This is a genomic window from Nocardia yamanashiensis (genome assembly GCF_021183565.1).
GTDB lineage: Bacteria > Actinomycetota > Actinomycetes > Mycobacteriales > Mycobacteriaceae > Nocardia > Nocardia yamanashiensis.
Genome location: NZ_CP089226.1, coordinates 3,245,226 through 3,268,686, shown reverse-complemented (window position 1 = coordinate 3,268,686; position 23,461 = coordinate 3,245,226). Strand labels below are relative to the sequence as shown.

General features: G+C 68.7%; 20 protein-coding genes. 13 read left to right on the top strand and 7 right to left on the bottom strand.

All coding sequences use genetic code 11. The annotated features are described in order from the left end of the window. Positions 1 to 22: 22 nt before the first annotated feature. On the bottom strand, positions 23 to 505 hold the full coding sequence (locus LTV02_RS15845; RefSeq protein WP_233040721.1) for a hypothetical protein: 483 nt from the start codon (positions 503 to 505) through the stop codon (positions 23 to 25). 115 nt (positions 506 to 620) lie between these two features. On the opposite strand from LTV02_RS15845, the gene LTV02_RS15840 reads away from it, so the two are divergent. Next, positions 621 to 1,673, top strand: coding sequence for a hypothetical protein (locus LTV02_RS15840; protein WP_233040720.1), 1,053 nt, complete (start codon positions 621 to 623; stop codon positions 1,671 to 1,673). Beyond that, positions 1,654 to 2,418, top strand: a complete 765-nt coding sequence (locus LTV02_RS15835; protein ID WP_233040719.1) for a hypothetical protein — start codon at positions 1,654 to 1,656, stop codon at positions 2,416 to 2,418. The genes LTV02_RS15840 and LTV02_RS15835 overlap by 20 nt, the downstream gene beginning before the upstream one ends. Before the next feature lie 18 nt (positions 2,419 to 2,436). Here LTV02_RS15835 and LTV02_RS15830 read toward each other — a convergent pair whose 3' ends face one another. The 3 genes from LTV02_RS15830 to LTV02_RS15820 all read right to left on the bottom strand — a co-directional run bounded on the left by LTV02_RS15830 (position 2,437) and on the right by LTV02_RS15820 (position 3,791). Further along, complete coding sequence (locus LTV02_RS15830) at positions 2,437 to 2,835, bottom strand: GNAT family N-acetyltransferase (protein WP_233040718.1); 399 nt, start codon at positions 2,833 to 2,835, stop codon at positions 2,437 to 2,439. Positions 2,836 to 2,959: 124 nt separating this feature from the next. Beyond that, on the bottom strand, positions 2,960 to 3,406 hold the full coding sequence (locus tag LTV02_RS15825; RefSeq protein WP_233040717.1) for an iron chaperone: 447 nt from the start codon (positions 3,404 to 3,406) through the stop codon (positions 2,960 to 2,962). Between the two features lie 37 nt (positions 3,407 to 3,443). Then, positions 3,444 to 3,791, bottom strand: coding sequence for a VOC family protein (locus tag LTV02_RS15820; protein ID WP_067714250.1), 348 nt, complete (start codon positions 3,789 to 3,791; stop codon positions 3,444 to 3,446). A gap of 155 nt (positions 3,792 to 3,946) precedes the next feature. On the opposite strand from LTV02_RS15820, the gene LTV02_RS15815 reads away from it, so the two are divergent. From LTV02_RS15815 to LTV02_RS15805, 3 genes are all read left to right on the top strand, one after another. Beyond that, on the top strand, positions 3,947 to 6,727 hold the full coding sequence (locus LTV02_RS15815; RefSeq protein ID WP_233040716.1) for an ATP-binding protein: 2,781 nt from the start codon (positions 3,947 to 3,949) through the stop codon (positions 6,725 to 6,727). Between the two features lie 93 nt (positions 6,728 to 6,820). After that, the gene (locus LTV02_RS15810; RefSeq protein WP_233040715.1) at positions 6,821 to 7,960 is read left to right on the top strand and encodes an FAD-dependent monooxygenase; all 1,140 of its coding nucleotides are present in this window, start codon (positions 6,821 to 6,823) and stop codon (positions 7,958 to 7,960) included. Positions 7,961 to 8,176: 216 nt separating this feature from the next. Beyond that, a complete protein-coding gene (locus LTV02_RS15805; RefSeq protein ID WP_269821630.1) occupies positions 8,177 to 9,553 on the top strand; it encodes an MFS transporter in 1,377 nt (458 codons plus the stop codon). A gap of 24 nt (positions 9,554 to 9,577) precedes the next feature. Here LTV02_RS15805 and LTV02_RS15800 read toward each other — a convergent pair whose 3' ends face one another. Together LTV02_RS15800 and LTV02_RS15795 are read right to left on the bottom strand one after the other, a co-directional pair. Continuing rightward, complete coding sequence (locus tag LTV02_RS15800; protein ID WP_233040714.1) at positions 9,578 to 10,393, bottom strand: class I SAM-dependent methyltransferase; 816 nt, start codon at positions 10,391 to 10,393, stop codon at positions 9,578 to 9,580. Positions 10,394 to 10,412: 19 nt separating this feature from the next. Further along, positions 10,413 to 11,468 (bottom strand): hypothetical protein, encoded by a 1,056-nt coding sequence (locus tag LTV02_RS15795; RefSeq protein WP_233040713.1) that lies wholly within the window; start codon positions 11,466 to 11,468, stop codon positions 10,413 to 10,415. A 166-nt stretch (positions 11,469 to 11,634) separates the two neighbouring features. Here LTV02_RS15795 and LTV02_RS15790 point away from each other — a divergent pair, with 166 nt between their 5' ends. From LTV02_RS15790 to LTV02_RS15765, 6 genes are all read left to right on the top strand, one after another. Beyond that, on the top strand, positions 11,635 to 13,278 hold the full coding sequence (locus LTV02_RS15790; RefSeq protein ID WP_233040712.1) for a hypothetical protein: 1,644 nt from the start codon (positions 11,635 to 11,637) through the stop codon (positions 13,276 to 13,278). Further along, positions 13,275 to 13,727 (top strand): NUDIX domain-containing protein, encoded by a 453-nt coding sequence (locus LTV02_RS15785; RefSeq protein ID WP_233040711.1) that lies wholly within the window; start codon positions 13,275 to 13,277, stop codon positions 13,725 to 13,727. The genes LTV02_RS15790 and LTV02_RS15785 overlap by 4 nt, the downstream gene beginning before the upstream one ends. Before the next feature lie 44 nt (positions 13,728 to 13,771). Beyond that, positions 13,772 to 14,608 carry a DMT family transporter gene (locus tag LTV02_RS15780; protein ID WP_233040710.1) on the top strand — a complete coding sequence of 279 codons (837 nt, stop codon included), beginning with the start codon at positions 13,772 to 13,774 and terminating at the stop codon, positions 14,606 to 14,608. A gap of 544 nt (positions 14,609 to 15,152) precedes the next feature. Beyond that, positions 15,153 to 16,532 (top strand): MFS transporter, encoded by a 1,380-nt coding sequence (locus tag LTV02_RS15775; protein WP_233040709.1) that lies wholly within the window; start codon positions 15,153 to 15,155, stop codon positions 16,530 to 16,532. Continuing rightward, positions 16,529 to 17,299, top strand: coding sequence for a 3-hydroxybutyrate dehydrogenase (locus LTV02_RS15770; RefSeq protein WP_233040708.1), 771 nt, complete (start codon positions 16,529 to 16,531; stop codon positions 17,297 to 17,299). The genes LTV02_RS15775 and LTV02_RS15770 overlap by 4 nt, the downstream gene beginning before the upstream one ends. Beyond that, positions 17,296 to 19,485: an acetoacetate--CoA ligase gene (locus LTV02_RS15765; protein ID WP_233040707.1), complete on the top strand. Its 2,190-nt coding sequence runs from the start codon at positions 17,296 to 17,298 to the stop codon at positions 19,483 to 19,485. Before LTV02_RS15770 ends, LTV02_RS15765 begins: the two co-directional genes overlap by 4 nt. Here LTV02_RS15765 and LTV02_RS15760 read toward each other — a convergent pair. After that, the gene (locus LTV02_RS15760; RefSeq protein ID WP_233040706.1) at positions 19,466 to 20,065 is read right to left on the bottom strand and encodes a TetR/AcrR family transcriptional regulator; all 600 of its coding nucleotides are present in this window, start codon (positions 20,063 to 20,065) and stop codon (positions 19,466 to 19,468) included. The genes LTV02_RS15765 and LTV02_RS15760 overlap by 20 nt on opposite strands. Positions 20,066 to 20,216: 151 nt before the next feature. On the opposite strand from LTV02_RS15760, the gene LTV02_RS15755 reads away from it, so the two are divergent. After that, complete coding sequence (locus LTV02_RS15755; RefSeq protein WP_233040705.1) at positions 20,217 to 21,065, top strand: alpha/beta fold hydrolase; 849 nt, start codon at positions 20,217 to 20,219, stop codon at positions 21,063 to 21,065. Continuing rightward, on the top strand, positions 21,062 to 23,437 hold the full coding sequence (locus LTV02_RS15750; RefSeq protein ID WP_233040704.1) for a beta-glucosidase: 2,376 nt from the start codon (positions 21,062 to 21,064) through the stop codon (positions 23,435 to 23,437). Before LTV02_RS15755 ends, LTV02_RS15750 begins: the two co-directional genes overlap by 4 nt. Positions 23,438 to 23,461: the final 24 nt, after the last annotated feature.

Below are 23,461 nucleotides of genomic sequence, written 5' to 3'. Positions count from 1 at the left end.
CGGGTGAGCGGGTGGGCTCGGGTCAGCGTGGGGCGGGTACGTCCACGATCAGTTCGGTGGGGGTGGGATTCGTGCTGACCTGGATGCTCACTCGGCCGGAGCCGGGGAAGTGGAACCAGGCGGCGTTCCAGCCGTAATGGCTGTCGTAGTGGGTGGATTGGGTGTCGGTCGCGGTGACGCCGGTGTCGAGATTGGTGACGGTGACGGTCGCGGGGATCGAGCAGTCGGTGCCCGCGGTGGGGGAGGGGGATGTCGAACCGGATGGGGTGCTGTCGGCGTCGGCTTTGAAGCCCACCTTGACCTGCACCGAGCTGTCGAAGAAGGTCGCGTGGTCGCCGCCCTGCTGGCCCTGCTGCGGGGACGCCGACGCACTGACCGTGCCGACGCAGCCCGATCCGGCGTCGACGTGTACGGGGTCGAAGGACGACGTGTCCGCGGACGCTGGGCCGACTGACGTTCCGAACGCGATGACCGGCAGGGCGGATACTGCCGCAAACCTGAGCATGCTTCGCATCATGGGTTCTGTCCTAGCATGAACCGTGGTCGGGTAGATCAACTTTCCTCGCGAGAACGTCGTAGCGGGTGGGTATCGTCAGAGATCGGGAGTGAGGGGGCGGGCGTTGGATACAACTGAAACCTGCGCTGAAGACGTGGTTGTGCCCGCGGTGCTGGGCGACAACAACTTCGGGGACTTCTTCGATTCGTCGGGCACGGCGGAGACGCTTGCCTCGGGTGCGGGGCGGGTGCCTTTTCGGGTTCACGATGCCGGAGTGTTCTACCGTCGGTTTTTCGATCTCGCGGACGATCATTTCGGGCGGATACGCGCGGAGCACGAGTTTCAATCGCTGACCGAATCCACCAAGCCGGGGTCGGCGCATCGCAGCGGGATCTACCTGACTCCTGTCACCCGCGATCGGGACGAGCTGCGGTTTCGTCTGCTTCGGTGCTCCACGAACCTTTCGGGACCGACCGAGAACTTCCGGGCGACCGACACGAGCATCGTCGAAGCCTTGAATCGTGAGGCCGACGCGATCTTTCGGGGTCATGCGGCGCTCAATCATGTGCTCGCGCAGGTTTATCACAACACTCTGGCCACGGCCGATCGGAAGCAATCGAAGGCCAAGATCTCCTCGCATGCCGACAAGACCAAGGACATGCCCGTCAACGGCATCATGGCTTTCTGCACTTTCTATGACGGGCTCGACAAGCTGCAGCCGCTGGAAGATGACGTTTTCGACTATGGCGTGAAGGGTGTCAGCGGGCTGACCAAACTTCGGTTCCGCCTCAAGGATTCGGTGGAGGAGAGCGAAAGAGGCTCGCTCCCCGCGCAGTTCAGCTTGACGCTGTATCCGGGCTCCGTCTTCTTCATGCCGCTGTCGACCAATCGCCTGTACACGCACGAGATCCGGCCGTCGATGCTGGACGCCGAATTACTTCCGACCCGCCTGGGATACGTGGTGCGCTGCTCGAAGACCGAAGCCGTACACAAGAACGGGCGGACGTACCTCGACAAGGCGGGCGATCTGGTTCCGTTGGAGCCGCCCACTCCGGAGGGCATGGACGAGTTGCGCGGACTCTACGCACAGGAGAACCGGACCTCGTCGTTCATCGACTACGGGGACCAGTTTCTGTTCAGCATGAATACGGGAGACTATGTTGCGCCCCGCGCCTAGGATCGCCGACGAGATCGCCTCGTACGCGTGGCCGACCGAGGAGGATCTCTTCACGGAACTCTCCGCGTCAGCCGTACTCGAAGACGCAGGAAAAGGCCGCCGCGGCGCCATTCTCACCAAGGTCGATGCCACCGGTGGCGTACCGCTGGTGCGAACCACCGCGCGATATACGAACCCGGCGCAGCACTTCCATCCGGTCCACGACCGCCTGGCACAGTCGATTCAAGCCCAGGCAGCGCTCTCGACCGGCTTCGACAACGCACTCATCGAGACCTATACGAACGCCTACGCCACCATGGGCAGCCATTCGGACCAGGCCCTCGACCTCGCCGACGAATCGTTCATCGCAGTCTTCTCCTGCTACCGAAACCCCGAGCCCACCCCATCGCGGAAACTGATCGTCGAATCGAAGATCTCCAGAGAGCAATACGAGATACCCCTCACCCACAACGGTTTCGTCGTGTTCTCTATCGACGCAAACCGACGCCTCAAACACAAGATCGTGCTCGAGGCCCGCGCGGTGGAGAACGAATGGCTAGGCGTGACCTTCCGAACCTCGAAGACACTCATCCACTTCCGCGACGGACACCCCCACCTCCCTCAGGGCGTACGCCTCACCGCAGCGGACGAAGACCAGCAGCGCGAGTTCTACCAGCTACGACGACGCGAGAACAACGAAACAGACTTCACCTACCCCACCCTGACCTACACCGTCAGTGAAAGCGACCTGCTGCCACCCGCCTGACGTCACCCAGCCTCCGATTCAGCTGAGCCGCAACAATCCAGCCGCCGTCATGCCGAATCCGCAACCATCGCGATAGAACCTGTCCAGATGCGGCTCGTAATCGACATGGAGCCAATCGATTCCGAGCTCCCGGAGATCATCCGCGAGCGCAGCCACCAGCCGGACCCCGATGCCCTGCCGCCGGTACCCGGCACCGACCATCGTGTCGAGCAGAAACGCATGACGCCCGCCATCCCACACCGCATGAACAAACCCGACGATCACCTCACCGTCGAACGCCCCCACCCACGATCTACTGTGCCGTTCCAGCCGCGCTCCCCACGGGACGAGCTCATAGCCCTCCCCGAAAGCCTCGGCATGCAGTCGTGAGAGCGCTTCGTCGTCGACAGCGAAGCGGATACCCAGCCAGATGGTCATGGTCGTATCTTGCGGCACCGTGTCGAGGGGGTCTCCGGCCCGCGGCGTTGCGGGTGGGAGGCCTTGCACGGTGGGTGATCGCGGCGTTGGGATCACCCGGCCGGCTCGAAGCAGTGGTTGATGGTCAGCCCGCGGCCTTCGCGATGAGGGCGGCGATGCGGGATTCGTCGGCGGGGGTGAGGTGGGTGAGGGCGAAGGCGGTGGGCCACAGGGTGCCTTCGTCGAGGTGGGCGGTGTCGTTGAAGCCGAGGGTGGCGTAGCGGGCCTTGAACTTTTCGGCGGACTGGAAGAAGCAGACGACCTTGCCGTCGCGGGCGTAGGAGGGCATGCCGTACCAGAGTTTGGGGGTGAGGGCCGGGGCGGCGGATTTGACGATGGCGTGGATGCGCTCGGCGAGGGCGCGGTCGGCGGGGGACATTTCGGCGATCTTGGCGATGACGTCGGCTTCGCCGTCCGCTTTGGTGGCCTTGGCGCCGCGGCGGGCGGCGGTCTTGAGTTCGGCGGCGTGGGCCTTCATGGCGGCGCGCTCTTCGGCGGAGAAGCCGACGGTGGTTTTGGTGGTGGTGGACATTTGGGGTGCCTCCTCGGGGATTGGCGGGAATGGGGGGTCAGCGGTCTTGCAGCAGGCCGATGACGTTGCCGGCGGGATCGGTGACGGTGGCCACGCGGCGGCCGCCGCCGACCTCGCGGATGGGCTCGGCGAGGGTGGCGCCGGCGGTGATGATCTCGTCGAGGGTGGACTCGAGGTCGGTGACCTGCCAGTACGTGACGGGGGAGGTCATGCCCTGCGGGCCGCCGCCGGGGACCAGGCCGATGTGCTGGCCGTCGAGTTCGAAACCGACGTAGTACGTGCCGTCCACCTGGGGCGGGAAGCCGAACAGGGCGGTGTACATGGTCTTGGCTGCGGCCAGGTCGGATACGGGATGCAGCACCGTCTTGATGCCCTTGGCGGTCACGGCCCCTCCTTCGGTTCCGGTGGTTCGGGATGCGTTGTCGCTATGGGAATTACGGTATGGCCGGGGCAGGGGCCCGGACATCCGTGCTGACCACGGAACCCACCACGTAATCGGTACGTATCGGGCTTTCCGGTTCCGTGCGTGAGAATGGGGGCGTGTCGAAGCAGAAGGTCGCCGCCGGAATCTCGGGCCGGGAGGCGGAAGTTCTCACCCTGGTGGGACAACACCGCAGTAATGCCGAGATAGCGGCGCAGCTGTTCATCTCGGTGCGGACGGTGGAGACGCACGTGTCGTCGCTGCTGCGCAAGGTGGGGGTGCCGGATCGGCGTGCGCTCGCCGAACGCGCCGGTGAACTCACCGGTGAAGCGCCGGCGACCGAGACGACGGCCGTGCTGCCGTCACCGCTGACCTCGTTCGTCGGGCGCGCGGCCGAGCGGGCGGCGCTGCGGGCGGCCGTCGAGAAGAACCGGCACGTCACGGCTTTGGGCCCGGGCGGGGTGGGCAAGACGCGGCTGGCGCTGGCGGTGGCCGCCGACCTGGCGGGCGAATTCGCCGACGGCGCCTGGTTCGTGGACCTGGTGCCGGTCACCGATCCGGAGATGGCGGGCGCGGCCGTGGCCCGGGCGCTCGGACTGGGCGAACAGCCGGGCCGCAGCCTCGACGATGCCGTGCTGACCGCGCTCGCCGACCGGCACGTGCTGCTCGTGCTCGACAACTGCGAACATCTCCGCGATGGCGTGGCTCCGTTCATCGAACGGCTGCTGGCGCGCTGCCCGCGGGTGACCGTGCTGGCCACCAGCCGCGCCCGGCTCATGGTGCCGTTCGAGCAGGTCTACACCGTGCCGCCGATGTCCCTCGGCGACGATGCCGCCGATGCCATCGCCCTGTTCCAGGACCGGGCCGCCGCGCTCGGCTGGCCGGTGGACGCGAAGCAGCTGGATCAGGTCAGCGAGGTGTGCCAGCGGCTCGACGGACTGGCGCTGGCCATCGAGCTCGCCGCCGCCCGGCTGCCCACCCTGGGCCTGGACGGCCTCGGCGCGAGCCTGGCCGATCCGCTGCGGTTGCTGGTCGGCGGTCGCCGGGCCGATGAACGGCATCAATCGGTGCGCGCCATGCTGGACTGGAGTCAGGCGCTGCTGACGCCCGCCGATCGCACTCTGCTGCAACGCATCTCGGTATTCGTGGCCCCGTTCACGGCCGCCGATGCCGCGGCGCTGGCCGGTTACGCGCCGCTGGATGCCGGCGCGGTGGCGCTCGGACTGGCGGGCCTGGTCGAACAGAGCCTGCTGACCGTGACGCCTTCCGTGCGCGGCACACGCTACCGGGCGCTGGAGGCGGTGCGGCAGTACGCGCGCGAGCAGCTCGGCGTCAACGGTGAACTTACCGAAGTGCTTGTCCGGCATCTGCATTGGTGCACCGCGACTGCCGCGAAGCTGGAACGGGAACTACCGGCCGCCGTCGGAAAGCGCTCCGGTGCCGTCACCTCCGACGCCGGGGAGTGGCGCGCCGGATTCGATGCGGCCGCCGACGATATCCGGGCCGCCCTGGCGTGGGCGGCCTCCGAGCCCCAGCATCGCGCGGCGGCACACGAGCTGGCGATGTCCCTGGCGCACTTGGCATTCGGGCGAAATCTCGTCAGCGAGTCCCAGTCCCGCTTCGAGCAGGCGGCCACGCTCACCGACGACCCGGACGCGGCGGCCGGCGCCCTGCGCCGCGCCGCCGAGGTCGCGGGCTGCCATATGCGCGGCGAGGACATGTACCGCCTGTATCGCGCCGCCGCCGACGTCGCGCGCGGCGCTGATCGGAAGGCAAGGGCCGCACGCGATCTCGCCACGGCCGCCATCACCGTCTACCGCATGTCCGATGCCTTCTCCACCCCGCCCCCGTTCGGTGAGGCCGCCGCACTGCTGGAGGAGGCCCGCGCGCTCGCCGGTGACGACCCGGCGGCGCTGGCCGCCGTCGCCCTGGCCGAATGCGGCGTCCAGTCCAACACCGCCGATGCCGATGCCCTCGAGCCGGAAACCGCTGCGCACCAGGCCATTGCGCGCGCCCAGCGCGCGGTGGACCTCGCCGACCGCACCGGTGACCCGCTGGCGCGCAGCGCCGCCCTCGACGCCCTCGCGGCCGCCCAGATCTGGACCGGCGGCGCGTTCGCCACCACCGAAACCATCCGTCGCCGAGTCGAACTCCTCGACGCGGCCCCGGCCAGCCCCGCCATCGCCCTCGAACAGGTCAGCGCCCTGGCCGAAGCGGCCGAAACAGCCATCGGCACCGGCGATCTGGAGAATGCCCGCCGCTGGGCCACCCGGCTCCGCGATTTCCCCCTGCTGGCCGAACGCGGCGATTTCGCCACCTCCCGCCTCCTCGTCGCCGACGCCCTGGCCGGCAATGCCGACGAAGTCCGCACCGCCAGCGAGCGTTTTCTCGACGCGTGGACGCTCACCGGCCGCCCGCACGCCCCAAACCTCGCCACGGCCGCCGCCGCGGTGGCCCTCACCCACGGCCTGAGCGGCGACGAACAAGCCCGCAAGGACTGGCTCGCGATCGTCGACGCCCTGGGCGTCACCCCCGACCACAAGGCCGCCTACAACGCCGTCTTCAACGCCCTGGTCCTGCTGCACCACGACCGCCCCGCCGAAGCGCTCGCCGAACTGGCCACCGACCCCGCCGATCTGGACGAACGGACCCTGTGGGTCTGGAGCCACTGGTACCTGGCCCTGCGCGCCGAAGCCGCCGTCCTGGCCGGCGACCCCAAGGCGCCCGAGTACCTGGAGACGGCGCGAACCGCGGTGTCCGGCAACCCGATCGCCGCCGCCATCGTCGACCGGGCCGCAGCGCTTCACGACCACGATCCGGACGGCGTGCGGGCCACCGCCGCCGCGTTCGAAGCCGCCCACTGCCCGTATCAGCAGGCCCGCACCCTGACCCTCTTATAAGGCACGCAACTTCAGGCATTCATCCGATACCTGCCGTCACCGCCCGGAAAATATCGTGCTCGCAATTGCGCAGGCACGAGATCGGAGTGGGTTATGGCGCGGAAAGCGATAGTGGTCGGTGGCGGCATCGGCGGGCTGGCGGCTGCGCGGGCGTTGACCCGGAGCGGCTGGGCTGTCGAGGTGCTGGAGAAGGCGAAGGCCTTCGGTGAGGTCGGCGCGGGGCTCTCGCTGTGGCCCAACGGTATTCGCGCGCTCGACGAGCTGGGGCTCGGCGACGCGGTGCGCGAGCGCGCCATGGCCGACACCCAGGCCGGGATTCGCGATGTGTCCGGGCGCTGGCTGTCGCGGACCGACACCGAGGAATTGACGCGGCGATTCGGTCCGCTGGTGGTGGTGCATCGCGCCGAGCTGCTGGAGATCATGCGCGCCGCGGTGGACGCCGATCTGCTGCACCTGGCCACCGAGGTGAAGGACGTCCGGGTGGTGGGGGAGCAGGTGGAAGTGGTGCATTCGCACGGGGTTTCGCGCGCGGACCTGGTGGTGGGCGCGGACGGGATTCGCAGCACGGTGCGCCACGCGATCTGGGGCGAGGTGCAGCCGAAGTACGCCGGATACACCACCTGGCGGGTGGTGGTGCGGCCGGAGCGGCCTCTGACGGCGGGCGGGGAGACCTGGGGGCGCGGCGAGCGAATCGGATTGGGGCCGTTGCCCGATGGCCGGGTGTACCTGTTCGGGGTGGCGAGCGTACCGGCGGGACAGCGCAGCGCCGACGGCGAACTGGCCGAACTGCGGCGGCGCTTCGGCCATTGGCACCTGCCCATTCCGGAACTGCTCGCCGCCGCCGAGGAGGACGCGATCCTGCGGCACGACATCTTCGAACTCCCCGCCCTCGACACCTTCGTCTCCACCCGGGTGGCCCTGCTCGGCGATGCGGCCCACGCCATGACGCCGAATATGGGCCAGGGCGCGAACCAGGCCCTCGAGGATGCCGTGACCCTGGCCGCGCTGCTCGACACCCATGCGGGAATCGGCGCGGCGCTGGCGGCCTACGACAAGCAGCGCCGGCCCCGGACCCAGCAGATCGCGACCCGCTCGCATCGCATCGGCGCGGTGGCGCACTGGAGTTTCCCGCCGGCGGCCGCGCTGCGCGACCTGATCGTGCGTCTGACCCCGGCCAAGGCGCTGCTCGACGGCTTGGCCCCGGTGCTGGAGTGGGAACCGCCACAACGCTGAATCCAGCCGTCACACCACCTTGCGGAATATACCCCCTGGGGGTATGGTTCCCGGTGTTGCCGATCGAGCGGCACCGAGAAGGGACTTGCGATGAGCGCCATCACCGTTGCCGTGACCGGAACGACCTGTAGCTGTTGCGCGGACCACGCCGACCCCGTCATCAGCTCGACGAGCGAAGTGGAACCTTCCACCGAGCCCTAGCCACAGGACTTTCCGATGATCTCCTCACTCTTCAGCAACCGCGACTACCTGCGCCTGTTCACCGCTCAGGTGTCCGCCCTCTTCGGCACCGGCCTGACCACCGTCGCCCTCGGCCTGCTCGCCTACGAACTGGCCGGCGGGAACGCGGCGGCGGTGCTCGGCACCGCGCTGACCATCAAGATGCTGGTGTACGTGACCGTCGCGCCCATCGTCGGCGCCTACGCCGATCGCTTCCCGCGCCGGCTGTTCCTGGTGTCGCTCAACGCGATTCGCGCGGCGGTGGTGCTGGCGCTGCCGTTCATCGACCAGGTCTGGCAGATCTACGTGCTGATCGCCGTGCTGCAAACCGCTTCGGCCGCTTTCACTCCCACCTATCAGGCGGTGATTCCGGACATCCTGCCGGAGGAGCGGGACTACACCCGGGCGTTGTCGGCCGCCCAGCTGGCCGCCACCATGGAGACCCTGCTGAGCCCGATGCTGGCCGCCGCCGCGCTGGCCGTGATCAGCTTCCACTGGCTGTTCGTCGGCACCGCCATCGGGTTCGTGATCTCGGCGCTGCTGGTGGTGAGCACCCGCATCCCGGACGCCACCGCCGCCGCGCAGGACAGCTTCCGCGAACGCATCGCGGTGGGTATGCGCATCTTCGCCGCCACACCGCGACTGCGCGGGCTGCTGGGCCTGAACCTGGTGGTCGCCGCCGCCGGTTCGGTGATCATGGTCAATACCGTCAATTACGTCCGTGACACTCTCGGTGGCACCCAGTCGGGTGTGGCGATGCTGCTGGCCGCCAACGGTTTCGGCACCATGGTCATCGCGCTGACGCTGCCACGGGTGCTGGATCGGGTGGGTGCGCGGCCGGTCATGCTGACCGGTGCGGCCACGCTGGTGACCGGCCTCGCCTCGGGTATCGCGCTGTCGCTGGCCACCGCCGGGGACTGGCGCTGGATCGCCGCCATCGCGGTGTGGGCCACCGTCGGTGCGGGCACCGCGGCCATTCTCACCCCGACCGGTCAGGTGCTGCGGCGTTCCTCGCGGGCCGCCGATCGCCCGGCCCTGTTCGCGGCTCAGTTCTCGCTGTCGCACCTGGCCTGGCTGGTCACCTACCCGATCGCGGGCTGGCTGACCACCGCCGCGGGGTTCACCGCCACCTGGGTGACGCTGACGGTGCTGGCGGGTGCGGGAATCGTGGTGGCGCTGCGGGTCTGGCCCGCCTACGACCCGGCCGAGCTGACCCACGTGCACGCGGCGGGCAGCATCGCTCCGGAGCGGCTCGCGGATGCGGAGCTGGTGGGTGAGGGGCTGTACGAACACACCCACGTGTATGTGATCGACGCCGAGCACCGGCGCTGGCCGACGGACCGGGCGGAACGGCAGCTCGCACTCGCGGCCTGAGCGGATCGAAGGAAGGCGCGCGAGTCACGAGGCGGGAAAGTGGGAGGCGGCATCGGCCACCTCCCGCTTTCGTCGTCCCGGCCGTGGCCAGGGCCTGGCTTCGAGCAGCAGGAACAGTGGACGCTGGAAATGCTGATCCCACCACGGGTTTTCGCGGCGTTGCTCGGCGGTGGGCCGGGGTTCCCGCAGTGCGGTGATGGCGAATCCCGCCTCGGTGATCATGGCTGTGGAGGCTTCGAGGGAGAAGAAGCTCTGGACGGACGCGGCGGGGGAAGTGCGGCCGGCGACCTGAAACCGCTGCTCCACCGTCCGAGTGCCGAAGTAGTCGTCGATATCGAATTGCATTGTCGTGGAATCACGTTCGGCGCGGGCGGCATAGAAACAGGGATGCATGCCCAGGGTGAGCAGGCGGCCGTCGGGCCGCAGCACCCGGGCGAACTCGCGAAAACGCCCCTGCGGATCGGTGATTCCATTCGGCAGGCGATTGGCGATGACCAGGTCGATACTGCGGTCCGGCAGTGGCAGCTCGGCGACATCGGCATGATGGAAGGTCGCGGTGTCGGCCCTGTGCTCCGGGTGTGTGCGTGCGGCCGTGACGAATTCGGCGCAGGTGTCCACCCCGTGCACCCGCCCGGCCCCACGCCGTACCAGCTCCCGGGTGAGATACCCCTCCCCGCATCCGGCATCCAGCACGTCCGATCCGGTGCAGTCGCCCACCGCCGCGAGCAATGCCGGATCGGTGAGCTGGGTCTGATACGGATCCAGCCGATCCCGGACGATATCGATCCAGAATTCGGCATTCCGCGCGTACGCGGTCGAAACGCGTTCGTCACCAAGCACATTCGCTCCTCTGGGCAATTCAGCGGGTCTTGCGGATCAGTTGCGCCGCCGCCGTCCGCACGATCGGCGCGGAAATGCCGGTGGTCAGCCGTTCGTGCAAGCTCCGGCGCAGTTCGGCCTGCTGCCCGCCGAACCCCGGATCTCGTTCCAGTAGAACCGGTATCGCCGTGTTCACCAGGTAATGCAGATAGGTTTCATTGCGCAGACCCACATCCCGGATGACCTCGCCCGCCGTCCGGCGCAGTCCCCGCGTCATCGCGACGGTGAACTGGGGAGTCTGCTGGATATCGGCGCAATAGCTGGACAGCGACCACAGCTCGTTGCGCCGCAGCAGCGGATTCCGCTCCAGCGCACGCTGATACGCGATGGAGGTCTCGAGATCGTCGGTGTGCAGCAGCACCCCGATGACGCCGCTGCGATAGGCGAACGCCGAGTGCCGCTCCGGCGTGTCCGGCCGATGCAGCACCGGCGGCGTCCCCGTCGCCTTGGCGATCTTGTGGACCAGAATCCCGTACGCCACCGTCGGATGCAGCGCATTGTTGCCCACCTCCACCCGCCCGACCAGATCACGCGCTTGCGCCAGCAGCCCCGCCGGATCGGCCAGCAGCCGGTCCGGCCCGGCCGAGAACGCCGCGTCCAGCGCGAGATCCTGTCTGCTGCCCCAGCATCGGGCCAGATAGGCCGTCGCCTCCCAAGGCTCCAGCCGCGCCACCCCGGCGGCCGCCGACAAGGCCGTCGCCAGATGCGGAATCAACCGGACATCCGCGAGAAATCGGGCCATTGCGCCCGGGCGCAATTCCAGCCCCGCGTCCCGGCACTTGCGCACCGCGCCCTCCAGCCGTGCCGCGCAGCCGCGGCGCGCAAGGTGCTCGGCCAGGCCCGGCAGCGTCCCGAGCAGCAGTTGCAGGGTCGGCCCCGACACCCGGTCCAGCCAGGCCTCGTCCTGCCACAGCCGCGAGAGCGTGCTCACCGGAACCTGCGATAGGAACGCCAGGTCCGCCATCGACAACAGGTTCGATTCCGCGATGTCGGAAAGCGATCGTGCCTGCACCGGTGGAACGCCCGAACGCGCCATAGCACCAGGCTATAACGCTGGTCAAGCGGTATTTCACGGATGGAAGCAGGCTGGTTGCGCAATGGTCCGCGCCCGCACCATCGATGCGGCAGGGCGGGCGGCCGGGGCAGGGAGGGGATGGTCCCGGTCGTTCGATCGAAACCGGATCGAACCAGGGGGGATCGACATGATGTTGCGGGAAGAGACCTGTGCCGGTGGGCGGTACACACCGGATTTCGCGCCCGGCGGGGCCGCGGACCGGATCGCGCGGCAACGAGGGGTGATCGGCGATGCGTCGACGATCGCGGACGCGCACCGGGTGTTCGTGGAGCGGATCGCCGCCGCCGACGCGAAATACGGTGCGGATGGCGGATATCGGGAGGCGCTGCGGCATGCGCTGGCCACCGGCGGCATCGCGCCCGCCAGCCAACTGCTGGCCGCGCTCGGCGGGCAGGGGACCGCCGCTTCGTGCACGGTGCTGCCGGTGGCGGGCCCGACCGATGCCGACCGGCTGGCACGCGCGGTCGTGCTGATCGAGGCCGGATCGCGGCGCGGGCTCGGCTGCGGGGTGGACCTGTCCGACTTCGCGGATCCGGCGCGGGGCGCGCGCCTGATCAACGCGGCGACCGCGCGCTTGAACCGGGAACTGCGGGCCCGGCGGTTGCGGCCACCGGCGCTCATGCTGACCTGCGATTCCCGGCATCCGCGCAGTGCCGAGTTCGCGACCGTGAAAAGCGGTGCGGATTTCGGTGATTGGGTCGCCAATATCTCGTTGCGGGTCTCGGGCGGCGATCTGGAATGGGAGCGCCTGCGCCCGGTGCTCGCGGCGGCGGCGCACGCCAATGGCGAACCCGGTGTGCTGTTCCAGCGCGCCGCCGAGGCGGACAATCCGACGCCCGAATACGAAATCCGCTCCACCGCACCGTGCGCCGAGGTGTTCCTGGCGGAGGGGGAGCGGTGCGTATTCGTCTCGATCAATCTGGCCGCGCATGTCGGGGAGGGCGATTACGACTGGCTCGAGCTGGAGCACAGTATCGCGCTGTGCATGCGTACCGCCGACAACGCGGTGGATATCGCGGCGCACGACGCCGAGGACGTGGTGCTCGCCAAACGGCGTGTGGGCGTGGGTTTCTGCGGATTCCACACCAGCCTGCTCATGCTCGGCATCCCGTATTCGCGCAGTGTGCGCACAGCCCGGCGGCTGGCGGAATTCCTGACCTACGGCTGTCATCGGGAAAGTCAGCGGCTGGCGGAGGAACGCGGGCCCTTCCCCGCCTTTCACACCTCCCGGTGGGCCGATCGCGCCTGGGTGGGGCGCAAACGGGCGCTGCGGGCCGGTGCGGTCCGGCCCGCGGAATGGCGGAAGCTCGAGGAACGCATTGTCCGGCACGGTATTCGGAATGCCAGCGCGGTGGCGTTTCCGCCGACCGGGGTGGTGGCGGAGATGCTCGGCGTCTCGCGTTCCTACGAACCGCACTTCTCGCTGCTCGGGCAGACCGGCGTCGCGAGCCGGTTCGAGAACACGGTGCCACCGGAGGTGCGCCGGCACGGCATCGGCATCGAAAGCCTGGATTCCGCCGGGCAGCTGCCGGGGATCGGGGAATCGCATCTGCTGGCGTGCGCGCGACAGCTCACCCCGGACACCCATCTGCGCATCCATGCCGCGTTCTCCGGATTCGCCGACGATTCCGCCTCGAAGACCATCAACCTGCCCGCCGAGGCAACGGTCGACGATGTCGCGGCGCTGTTCGACCGGGCGCGCTCGCTCGGTCTGAAAGGGTTGTCGGTGTTCCGGGACGGTTGCCTACGGGAGAACGGAGACGAGCGGTGACGCATGCGAGCTATCACGTCGCGGTCCATGTGGTGCTGGCCCGCGCGGACGGAGCCATCGCCATGCTGCGGCGCGCGAACACCGGCTACGCGGACGGATGCTGGACGGTGCCGGCCGGGCACGTGGAGTTCGGCGAGCAACTGCACGACGCGGCGGTGCGCGAACTGGCGGAGGAGACCTCGGTGCTGCTGAAACCGGGCGATCTGGAATACGCGCTGCTGCAACACAAGCGCGACACCGACCGCCAGGAACGCTTCGACGTGTTCTTCACCGCGACCCTGCCCCCGGACCAGCGAGCCGTGAACCTGGAGCGCGATAAATGCGACGACCTGGGATTCTTTCCGCCGAACGCGTTACCCGAACCGGTGGTGCCGTACGTGCGAAACGCCTTGGCGCACATGGCGGCGCATCCCGGCGACGGACTGTCCTATTTCTGGCTGAACGAGTAGGGGTCCGGCCCGGCCACCTCATGCAACTGCTATCGGTGGCGATCATGGCATCGGCTCCGTTGTTCAACAAGTTCGGCGTCGCCGCGGGCGTGGGGCCGCTGTGGGGATCGGTATTGAGCGCCGCCATCGGATCGGCCGGATGCCTGGCATTCGGCCTGATCCGCAAGCGCCGCCCGGTGCTGATTCCCACCGCCCCCATGCTGCTGATCGCCGCTGCGAACGCCGCGGGCTTGACCCTGCTCTATCTGTCCGCGGTCTGGCTGGCGCCCGCTCAGGTCGGCTTCTACAGCCGCTCCTACATCTTGTTCGCGACCGCCTTCTCCTATTGGCTGCTGGCCGAACGCGTTTCCGCCATCGGCGGCGCCTGCCTGCTGGTCATCGTGTGCGGCGGCCTGCTGTTCATGGGTTCCGGCTCGGCGACCGCACCGGCTTTCGGGGTGCTGGCCGTGCTCGCCTACGCCGCGTTCTTCGCGTTGACCAATGTCCTGATCAAACGCCTCGCCCCCGAACAAGATTCGAACGACACTCTGTTCACGATCAATGTCTGCACGCTGATTCCGCTGCTACCCGCGGCTCTGCTCTCGGAAGGCGCTCTGCCGGTCAATGGCGGCACGGGCTGGATCTGCCTGGCGTCCTTCCTCAACGGCTTCCTGGGCCTGATCCTGTTCTACGAGGCGCTCAAACGCATTCCGTCGAACGAGGCCAATGCCGTCCGGACCATCAGCCCGGTGCTCACCCTGGTCTATTCCGCCGCGTTCTATCCCATCGCCCTGACGCCCGCCGTCGTCACCGGGGCGGTGCTGATCATGCTCGCCGCGGGTTACCTATCCCTGCGTCCGGGCGCGAAAAAGCCCCTCCGGCCAGGCCGGAGGGGCCCATAGTTTCGCGGTTCGGAACAACGTCCGGTACTGATCAGGGTGTCGGGCAGAGGAAACCTCCACCGGGCGGGCTGGCGGGGAGAATCTTTTCCGGTGCGGGCACGGGCCTTTCCGGAACCGGCAGCGCGCCGGCGGGGGTGGAGCCGTGTGGAGCATTGCTGGGAACGGGTCCCCCGGGTGTTCCGACATCACCGGAGGCACCGGCGGGGGTGGGGTTGAAGGTGAATACGGCGGCACAAACAAACGCACCGACGAGCAGGCCGATGAGCTTTTTCTCCGTCATGACTCGCGACGTTACGACGCATCCGGCCCGGTCCCGTGCAGGCGCGGCCCGTCCGATATCGAATCGCGACCTTTCGGTTTGATTCATCCAGGGGGTGGGTACGAAGTGGCGCAGGTCACGGCCTTATCTGCGAATCTGCAGATTGTGGTTGCGGAACTGGTCATTGCTTCGCCCTCCGATGTGCACGAATACTCCTTGGCATCGAAGTTTGTGGGCCCCGTCACACGATGAGGGTGTGACGGCCCGAGCGTGAAGGAGTGCGCGATGAGCGTCCGGGTTTCGGAACCGGAGCCGGGGTCGGCGCTCGCCGGATTACGGCGAGTAGTGGCCGCCTCGATGGCGGGGACCGTCGTCGAGTGGTACGAGTTCTTCCTGTACGGCACGGCGGCGACGCTGGTGTTCAACAAGGTGTTCTTCGCCAAGGGCACCAGCGATCTGGACGCCATCCTGGCGGCGTTCATCACCTATGCCGTCGGATTCGCGGCCCGGCCGCTGGGCGGGGTGGTGTTCGGGCACTTCGGCGACAAGTACGGGCGCAAGAAACTGTTGCAGCTGAGCCTGATCCTGGTCGGCGCCTCCACCTTCCTGATGGGGTGCCTGCCGACCTTCGGGCAGGTCGGCTATCTCGCCCCGGCGCTGCTGGTCGCCCTGCGCTTCATCCAGGGCTTCGCGGTCGGCGGAGAGTGGGGCGGCGCGGTTCTTCTTGTCGCCGAACACAGTCCGAGCAAGAGCCGCGCGTTCTGGGCCTCCTGGCCGCAGGCGGCGGTGCCGGTGGGCAATATGCTCGCCACCGTCGTGCTGCTGGCGCTGACCTCCACGTTGTCGGACGCGGCCTTCCTGTCCTGGGGCTGGCGGGTGGCGTTCTGGCTGTCGGCGGTGGTGGTGCTGGTCGGCTACTACGTGCGCCGGCAGATCACCGACGCGCCGATCTTCGTTGCCGCGCAACAGCTCGCGGAACAGGAGAAGGCCGCCTCGTTCAGTGCGCTCGAGGTGCTCAAGCGGTATCCGCGCGGCGTGCTCACCGCCATGGGCCTGCGGTTCGGCGAGAACATCAGCTACTACCTGATCGTCACCTTCTCCATCACCTACCTGAAAGTCCATGTGGGCGCGAACACCAAGGTGATCCTGTGGTGGCTGCTGGCCGCGCACACCGTGCACTTCCTCGTGATCCCGGTGGTGGGACGGCTCAGTGACCGCTACGGGCGGCGGCCCGTCTACCTGATCGGCGCGCTCGCCGCGGGCACCTGGGGCTTCTTCGCCTTCCCCATGATGGACTCCAAACACAATGCGGTGATCCTGTCGGCCATCATCATCGGCCTGGTGTTCCACGCGTTCATGTACGCCGCGCAGCCGGCCATCATGGCCGAGATGTTCCCGACCCGCATGCGGTATTCCGGTGTGTCCCTGGGGTATCAGGTGACCTCCATCGTGGCCGGCTCGCTGGCGCCGATCATCGCGGTGAAGCTCCTGGACACCTACCACTCCTCGGTGCCGATCGCCTTCTACCTGGCGGGCGCCTGCGCCATCACCGTGGTGGCGGTGTTCTTCGCCCGCGAGACCAAGGGCGCGGACCTGGCCGAGGTGGACCGGGCGGATGCGGAAATGCTGGCGGCGGAATCGAATTCGAAGGTGCGGGTGGCATGAGCGGGACGACCGGACCCCTACGCGGAGACTTGAGCGGGCGGACGGCGCTGGTGACCGGCGGCGCGAGCGGGATCGGCGCGGCCTGTGCGCGGGAGCTGGCCGCGTGCGGGGCGGCCGTCACCGTGGCCGATATCGACGGGCTCGGCGCCAAGCAGGTCGCGGCCGAGATCGGCGGCAGCGCTTGGGAAGTGGATCTGCTGGACGTGACCGCGCTGGAGGAGCTGCGGCTGGACGCCGACATCCTGGTCAACAATGCCGGGGTGCAGACGGTCAGCCCGATCACCGAGTTCCCGCCGCAGCGCTTCCGCGAAATGCTGGCGCTCATGGTGGAGGCCCCGTTCCTGCTCACCCGCGCCGCCCTGCCGCACATGTACGCGCGGGGGTTCGGTCGCATCGTGAATGTGTCCTCGGTGCACGGATTGCGGGCCTCGGCCTTCAAATCCGCGTACGTCACCGCCAAACACGCCCTGGAAGGGTTGTCGAAGGTGACTGCGCTGGAAGGCGGCCCGCACGGGGTGACCAGCAACTGCGTCAATCCCGGCTACGTGCGAACCCCGCTGGTGGACAAGCAGATCGCCGATCAGGCCAAGGCGCACGGCATCCCGGAGCAGGAAGTGGTGGAACGGATCATGCTGACCGAGAACGCCGTCAAACACCTGGTGGAACCGGAGGAAGTGGCCTCCCTGGTGGCGTGGCTGGCCACGGACCAGGCGCGGATGGTGACGGGCGCGTCCTACACCATGGACGGCGGATGGAGCGCGCGATGAACCGCACCGAGAACGCCACCGCGCCGAGCATGACCGCGCCGGATATGTCTGCGGCGATCGTCGCGAGCGCGACTGCGGCGAGCGCGAGCGCGCCTAGCGCGACCGCCGCGAGTACGGCCGCGCCGAGCGTGACCGCGCCGGATAGGTCTGAGGCGACCGCCGCGAGTGTGACCGCTGCGAGTGCGACTGCGGCGAATGGGAGCGCGCCTAGCGCGACCGGGGCGAATGAGAACGTGCCGCAATGGGTTCCGGGCAAGGCTGATATAGACGAGGCGCGCATTACCGACTTCGCCCGCTTCGTGGAGCGGCGGTATGGGGTGCGGACCGGCGACTACCGTGCGCTGTGGCAATGGTCGGTCGGGGATATCCCCGGGTTCTGGCGGGCGCTGTGGGAGTACTTCGAGCTCGGGGCGATCCCGGGCGAGGTGCTGGCCGACACCGCCATGCCGGGGGCGCGGTGGTTCCCCGGCGTCCGGCTCAACTATGTCGAGCAGGTGGTGCGGCAGGCGCGTACCGACCGGCCCGCCATTATCGGACTGGGCGAGGACACGCCACCGCGTGAGCTGTCCTGGGGCGACATGCTTTCCCGCACCGCTGTTCTCGCGCAGTCGTTGCGTGAGCTCGGGGTGCGGCCGGGGGACCGGGTCGCCGGGTACCTGCCCAATATTCCGGAGGCGGTCATCGCGTTCCTGGCCACCGCTAGCCTGGGGGCGACCTGGAGTGCGTGCGGGCAGGACTACACGGCCAAGGCGGCGCTGGACCGGCTCGGGCAGCTGGAGCCGACCGTGCTGGTCACCGCCGACGGTTACCGCTACGGCGGCAAGGCGCACGACAAGCGCGCGGAGATCGCCGAACTGCGGGCCGGGTTGCCGAGTCTGCGTGCGACGGTGGCGATCTCGCGGCTCGGGCTCACCGTGCCCGCCGCGCTGAGCTGGGAGGACGCCACCGAGGATCCCGGGCACAGCGGCGCGTTGCCGGCCGTCGAACCGGTGGCTTTCGATCACCCGCTGTGGGTGCTGTACTCCTCCGGCACCACCGGCAAGCCCAAGGGCATCGTGCACGGTCACGGCGGAGTGCTGCTGGAACACCTCAAAGTCCTTGCCCTGCAATCGGATATCGGATCCGACGACACGTTCTTCTGGTACACCAGCCCCAGCTGGATGATGTGGAACTACCAGGTGGCCGGCCTGCTCGTGGGCGCGACCATCGTCTGCTACGACGGCAGCCCCTCCTATTCCTGCCCGGACGCGCTGTGGGGGTTGGCCGCCCGTACCCGCGCCACCGTGCTGGGCACCAGTCCCGGCTATGTGCTGTCGTGCGAGAAAGCCGGCGTCATCCCGGCGCTCGCACATGACCTGAGCGCGCTGCGGCTGGTCGGCATCACCGGATCCGCGCTCCCGCCGGCCTCGTCGCTGTGGCTGCGCGACGCCGTGGGCGAACACATTCCGGTGTCCTCGATCAGCGGCGGCACCGATGTGGTGTCGGCCTTCGCCGGTGGCGTGCGCACGGTCCTGGTCCGGCCCGGCGAACTGTCGGCCCCGTATCTCGGCGTCGCGCTGGAGGCGTGGAACGAGGCCGGCGTCCCGGTGTACGGCGAGGTCGGCGAACTGGTGGTCACCGCGCCCATGCCGTCCATGCCCATCGGCTTCTGGAACGATGCCGACGGGTCCCGCTACCGTGACGCCTATTTCGACGCCTTCCCCGGGGTGTGGCGGCACGGCGACTGGATCACCCGCACCGCGCACGGCGGCGTCATCGTGCACGGCCGTTCGGATTCCACCTTGAACCGCAATGGAATTCGCATGGGCAGCGCCGATATCTACCAGGCCGTCGAAGCATTGCCCGAGGTGGCCGAGGCGCTGGTGCTCGGTATCGAGGAGCCGCACGGCGGGTACTGGATGCCGTTGTTCATCGTCCCCGCGCCGGGGCACGAGCTGACCCCGATCCTGGAGCAGCGCATCGCCGCCGTCATCCGCATCGAACTCTCGCCCCGGCACGTCCCCGACGAAATCCGTTGCGCCCCAGGCATTCCCCACACCCGCACCGGCAAGAAGCTCGAAGTCCCGCTCAAACGCCTGCTCCAGGGCGCGGATCCGGCGCAGGTGGTGGACCCCTCCGCCGTCGACGCTCCGGAGTTGTTGTCCTGGTTCGCCGCCCAGCGCCCGGCTACGACAGCCCGGCGATGAGCTCTTCGATATAGGCGCGGAACAGCCCCGGCATATCCACCCGCTCCGGATCCAGCAGCCATTGCAGCTGCAGGCCGTCCATCATGGCGGAGATCTGCCGGGCCACCGCGACGGTATCCACCTCGGCGCGAATCGTCCCGTCCGCCTGGCCTTCCGCCAGCGCCTGCGCCAGATACTCGCCGAATTTCCGGTACCGCCGCACCGCCCACTCGTGCGCCGGATGGTCCGCGGTGACGGCCTCGCTGGTGAGCACCGTGAACAACCGCACCAGCCCGGGCACATGCTCGTTGTACTCCACCAGCTGCACCAGCCGCATGAGCGCGTCCTTGCCGCTCAGCGGGCGGCCCGCGGACATGCGGTCGTAGTCGAGCCGGTCGCGCTGTTCCAGCACCGCCGCCAGCAGCGCCGCTTTGCTCGGGAAGTAGTGCAGCAGGCCCGGCTGCGACAGTCCGCACCGCTCGGCGATCTCGGCGATGGAGGCCCCGCGATAGCCGTTGTCGGCGAACGCCCGCAGCGCCTCGTCGATGATCTGCTCGCGCCGGGCCTCGCCCCGGGAGCGTCGTTGCGGGTTCTCGCTCATGACCAGGCACACTAACCAAGTGCGTTGATCAGGCAAAATCCTTCTCGAATAACGAAACGGTAACAGTACCGAGTGGGCACTCGGTAAACTGGGTGCTCCGCTGGCACACTCGTGCCAGCCGTACAGGGACGTGCGAGGAAGGGAAGCCGGGATGAGTCGGAGCAGCGAGGCGATCACGCCCATCACCCTGCGAGGGGGAGCCGGAGCGCTCGCCGCCTGGGAGATTCCGCCGGCCGCCGGAGCCGAGCCGCGCGGCACGGTGGTGCTGGTGCCGGGCTTCACCGGATCCAAGGAAGACTTCGAGTACATGCTCCCGCTGCTGGCGGCGGCCGGGTATCGCGCGGTGGCCTACGACCAGCGCGGGCAGTATCAGTCCGACGGGCCGGACGAGGTGTCCGGCTATGCCATGGCCGATTTCGTCGGCGACCTGCTCGGCGTGATCGATCAGGTGTCGCCCGCCGAACCGGTGCACCTGGTCGGGCATTCCTTCGGCGGTTACGTCTCACGGGTCGCGGTCATCGCCGCGCCGCAGCGCTTCCGCAGCTTCACCCTGCTGGCCTCCGGGCCCTCCTCGATCGAGGACATCGACTTCCCGCCGCCGCAGCTGGTCGCGCAAATGGTGGAAGCCGGTGGGCGCGAAGCCATCTGGCAGCAGATGAACGCCGCCATGACCGCCGCGGGGACCACCTTCGCGCCCGGTCGCGCCGAGTTCCTGCACGAGCGGATCCTCGCCACCGAACAGGCGAACATCCTCGGCATTCTGAAGGTGATGGAGGAGCCGCCGGTCAAGGATCCGGCCGAACTGCGCGAGACCGGCGTGCCGCTATTGGTCGCCTACGGCGATACCAATGATCTGTGGGCCCCGGCCGTGCACGAGAAGTTCGCCGCCGCGCTGGGTGCGAAGACCGCCGTGTATCACGGTCACGGCCATGTGCCGAACGAGGATGTGCCCGAACAGGTTACGGCCGATCTGGTCGACTTCTGGAAGGAACTGGCATGAGCGACCGCATCGAGGATCTGCTCGGCAAGCTGGACCTGCCCGCCAAGATCAGACTGATCTCCGGGGCCGGGTTCTTCCGGTTCGCGGGGGAGCCGAGCATCGGGCTGGCCGAGATGCCGGTCTCGGACGGGCCGTCCGGGGTGCGCGGCGAACAGTGGGACGAGCGCGATCCGTCGGTGAGCCTGCCCTCGGGCACGGCGCTGGCCGCCACCTGGGATCGGGAGCTGCTCACCGAGATCGGGGCGCTGATCGCGGCCGAGGCGCGCCGCAAGGACGTGTACGCGGTGCTGGGCCCGACCATCAACCTGCATCGATCGCCGTTGGGCGGCAGGCATTTCGAATGCTTCTCCGAGGATCCGGTGCTGACCGGCGAGATCGCGGACGCGTACGTGCGCTCGGTGCAGGAGCACGGGGTGAGCGCCTGCCCGAAGCATTACGTGGCCAACGATTCCGAGACCGAGCGCTTCACCACCGACGTGATCGCCTCCGAACGGACCCTGCGCGAGCTGTACCTGTACCCGTTCGAACGGTCGGTGGCCGCCGGCGCGTGGATGGTCATGGCCGCCTACAACTCGGTCGACGGCGTCACCATGACCGAGAACGCCCTGCTCGACGAGCCCCTGAAAGGCGAGTGGGGTTTCGACGGCGTGGTGGTGTCGGACTGGACCGCGGTGCGCTCCACCACCGGCGCGGCCAAGAGCAACGACATCGCCATGCCCGGACCGTGGGAGGCCTGGGGCGCGCCCCTGGAAGAGGCCGTGCGCAAGGGCCAGGTACCCGAGTCCGCCATCGACGAGAAGGTCCGGCGCATCCTGCGTTTCGCCGAACGGGTCGGCGGGTTGAACGGCGAGCCCAAGGCGGTCGCGCCGTTCACCGACGCCGCCGCACAGCAGCTGGTGCGCGCGGCCGCCGCCAAGGCCATGGTGCTGGTCGCCAATGACGGCACGCTGCCCCTGGACAAGCCCGCGCGGGTGGCGCTGCTCGGATCCGCCGCCGCCGAACCGCGTTTCATGGGCGGCGGCAGCGCCACGGTCATTCCAGCGCACACCACCTCACCCCTGGAGGGGCTGTCGGCGGCGCTGCCGGTGACCTACACGCCCGGTGTGCACTTGAGCGAGAACCTGATTCCGGTCCCGCTTGCCCTGGTCACCGATCCCGAGACCGGGACGCCGGGGCTGTCGCTGCGCTATCTCGACGGCGACGAGGTGCTCGAGGCCGAACATCGCACGGCCGGCAGCCTCATGCTGTTCGGCAATCCGAATGCCATGGCCGCCAAGGCCATCGAGCTGCGCGGGCGCTTGCGCGCCGATGCCGCCGGGGAATGGCGGATCGGGCTCGCGGGCGTCGGCGCGCTGAGCCTGAGCATCGACGGCGAGACCGTGCTCGAGGACACCGTCATGCCCGACGGCGGCGACCCGGTGGAGATGCTGCTGAATCCGCCGCAGCGCTTCGTCACCCGCACCCTCGCCGAGGGCGAGGAGGTGGATGTGCTGATCCGCCTGACGCCCGGCGGCGGCTTCCCGGCCATGGGCATCACCTACGCCATCGGCCGCCCGCGTCGCGCCGACGACGAAGAGTTCGCCGCCGCGGTCGAATTGGCGCGCAACTCCGATGTCGCGGTGATCGTGGTCGGCACCACCGAGCAGATCGAATCCGAGGGCTTCGACCGCACCGATCTCGCCCTGCCCGGCCGCCAGGACGAACTGGTCGCGGCGGTGGCGGCGGTCAACCCGCGCACCATTGTGGTGGTGAATTCCGGTTCGCCCGTGGAGATGCCGTGGCGCGACGACGTGGCGGCGGTGCTGCTGGCCTGGTTCCCGGGACAGGAATTCGGCGCGGCGCTGGCCGATGTGCTCACCGGCGCGGCCGAACCCGGCGGCCGGTTGCCCACCACCTGGCCCAAGACCATGGCCGACGTACCGGTGCTGAACACCAAACCGAACCCGGACAACACCCTGCCCTACGACGAGGGCATTCACATCGGTTACCGGGCATGGCTGAAATCCGGTGTGGCCCCGGCCTATCCGTTCGGGCACGGGCTCGGCTACACCAGCTGGGAGCTGTCGGGGCTCACGGTGTCGGGGCGCACCGCGACCGTCACGGTGCGCAATACCGGCGATCGTGCCGGGCGTCAGGTGGTGCAGGCGTACCTGTCCCGCGAGCACAGCGCCGTCGATCGCCCGGTGCGCTGGCTGGCCGGCTTCGCGCTGGTCGAGGCCGGTGCGGGTGAAACCGTCACCGCCACCATCGAATTGCCGCGGCGCGCGTTCGAGCACTGGACCGACACCGGCTGGGCCGTCGAGCCCGGCGGCTTCACACTCCATATCGGCACCTCCGTCATGGAGCTACCGCTCACCGCCGACATCGGCTGAGCCGCGGCCGGTCCCGTGCCGCGT

Coding starts and splice junctions, on each gene's coding strand:
- LTV02_RS15845 (WP_233040721.1), bottom strand. CDS start 505: ATGCTCAGGTTTGCGGCAGTATCCGCCCTGCCGGTCATCGCGTTCGGA.
- LTV02_RS15835 (WP_233040719.1), top strand. CDS start 1,654: ATGTTGCGCCCCGCGCCTAGGATCGCCGACGAGATCGCCTCGTACGCG.
- LTV02_RS15830 (WP_233040718.1), bottom strand. CDS start 2,835: ATGACCATCTGGCTGGGTATCCGCTTCGCTGTCGACGACGAAGCGCTC.
- LTV02_RS15825 (WP_233040717.1), bottom strand. CDS start 3,406: ATGTCCACCACCACCAAAACCACCGTCGGCTTCTCCGCCGAAGAGCGC.
- LTV02_RS15810 (WP_233040715.1), top strand. CDS start 6,821: ATGGCGCGGAAAGCGATAGTGGTCGGTGGCGGCATCGGCGGGCTGGCG.
- LTV02_RS15805 (WP_269821630.1), top strand. CDS start 8,177: ATGATCTCCTCACTCTTCAGCAACCGCGACTACCTGCGCCTGTTCACC.
- LTV02_RS15795 (WP_233040713.1), bottom strand. CDS start 11,468: ATGGCGCGTTCGGGCGTTCCACCGGTGCAGGCACGATCGCTTTCCGAC.
- LTV02_RS15790 (WP_233040712.1), top strand. CDS start 11,635: ATGATGTTGCGGGAAGAGACCTGTGCCGGTGGGCGGTACACACCGGAT.
- LTV02_RS15780 (WP_233040710.1), top strand. CDS start 13,772: ATGGCATCGGCTCCGTTGTTCAACAAGTTCGGCGTCGCCGCGGGCGTG.
- LTV02_RS15775 (WP_233040709.1), top strand. CDS start 15,153: ATGAGCGTCCGGGTTTCGGAACCGGAGCCGGGGTCGGCGCTCGCCGGA.
- LTV02_RS15770 (WP_233040708.1), top strand. CDS start 16,529: ATGAGCGGGACGACCGGACCCCTACGCGGAGACTTGAGCGGGCGGACG.
- LTV02_RS15765 (WP_233040707.1), top strand. CDS start 17,296: ATGAACCGCACCGAGAACGCCACCGCGCCGAGCATGACCGCGCCGGAT.
- LTV02_RS15760 (WP_233040706.1), bottom strand. CDS start 20,065: ATGAGCGAGAACCCGCAACGACGCTCCCGGGGCGAGGCCCGGCGCGAG.
- LTV02_RS15755 (WP_233040705.1), top strand. CDS start 20,217: ATGAGTCGGAGCAGCGAGGCGATCACGCCCATCACCCTGCGAGGGGGA.
- LTV02_RS15750 (WP_233040704.1), top strand. CDS start 21,062: ATGAGCGACCGCATCGAGGATCTGCTCGGCAAGCTGGACCTGCCCGCC.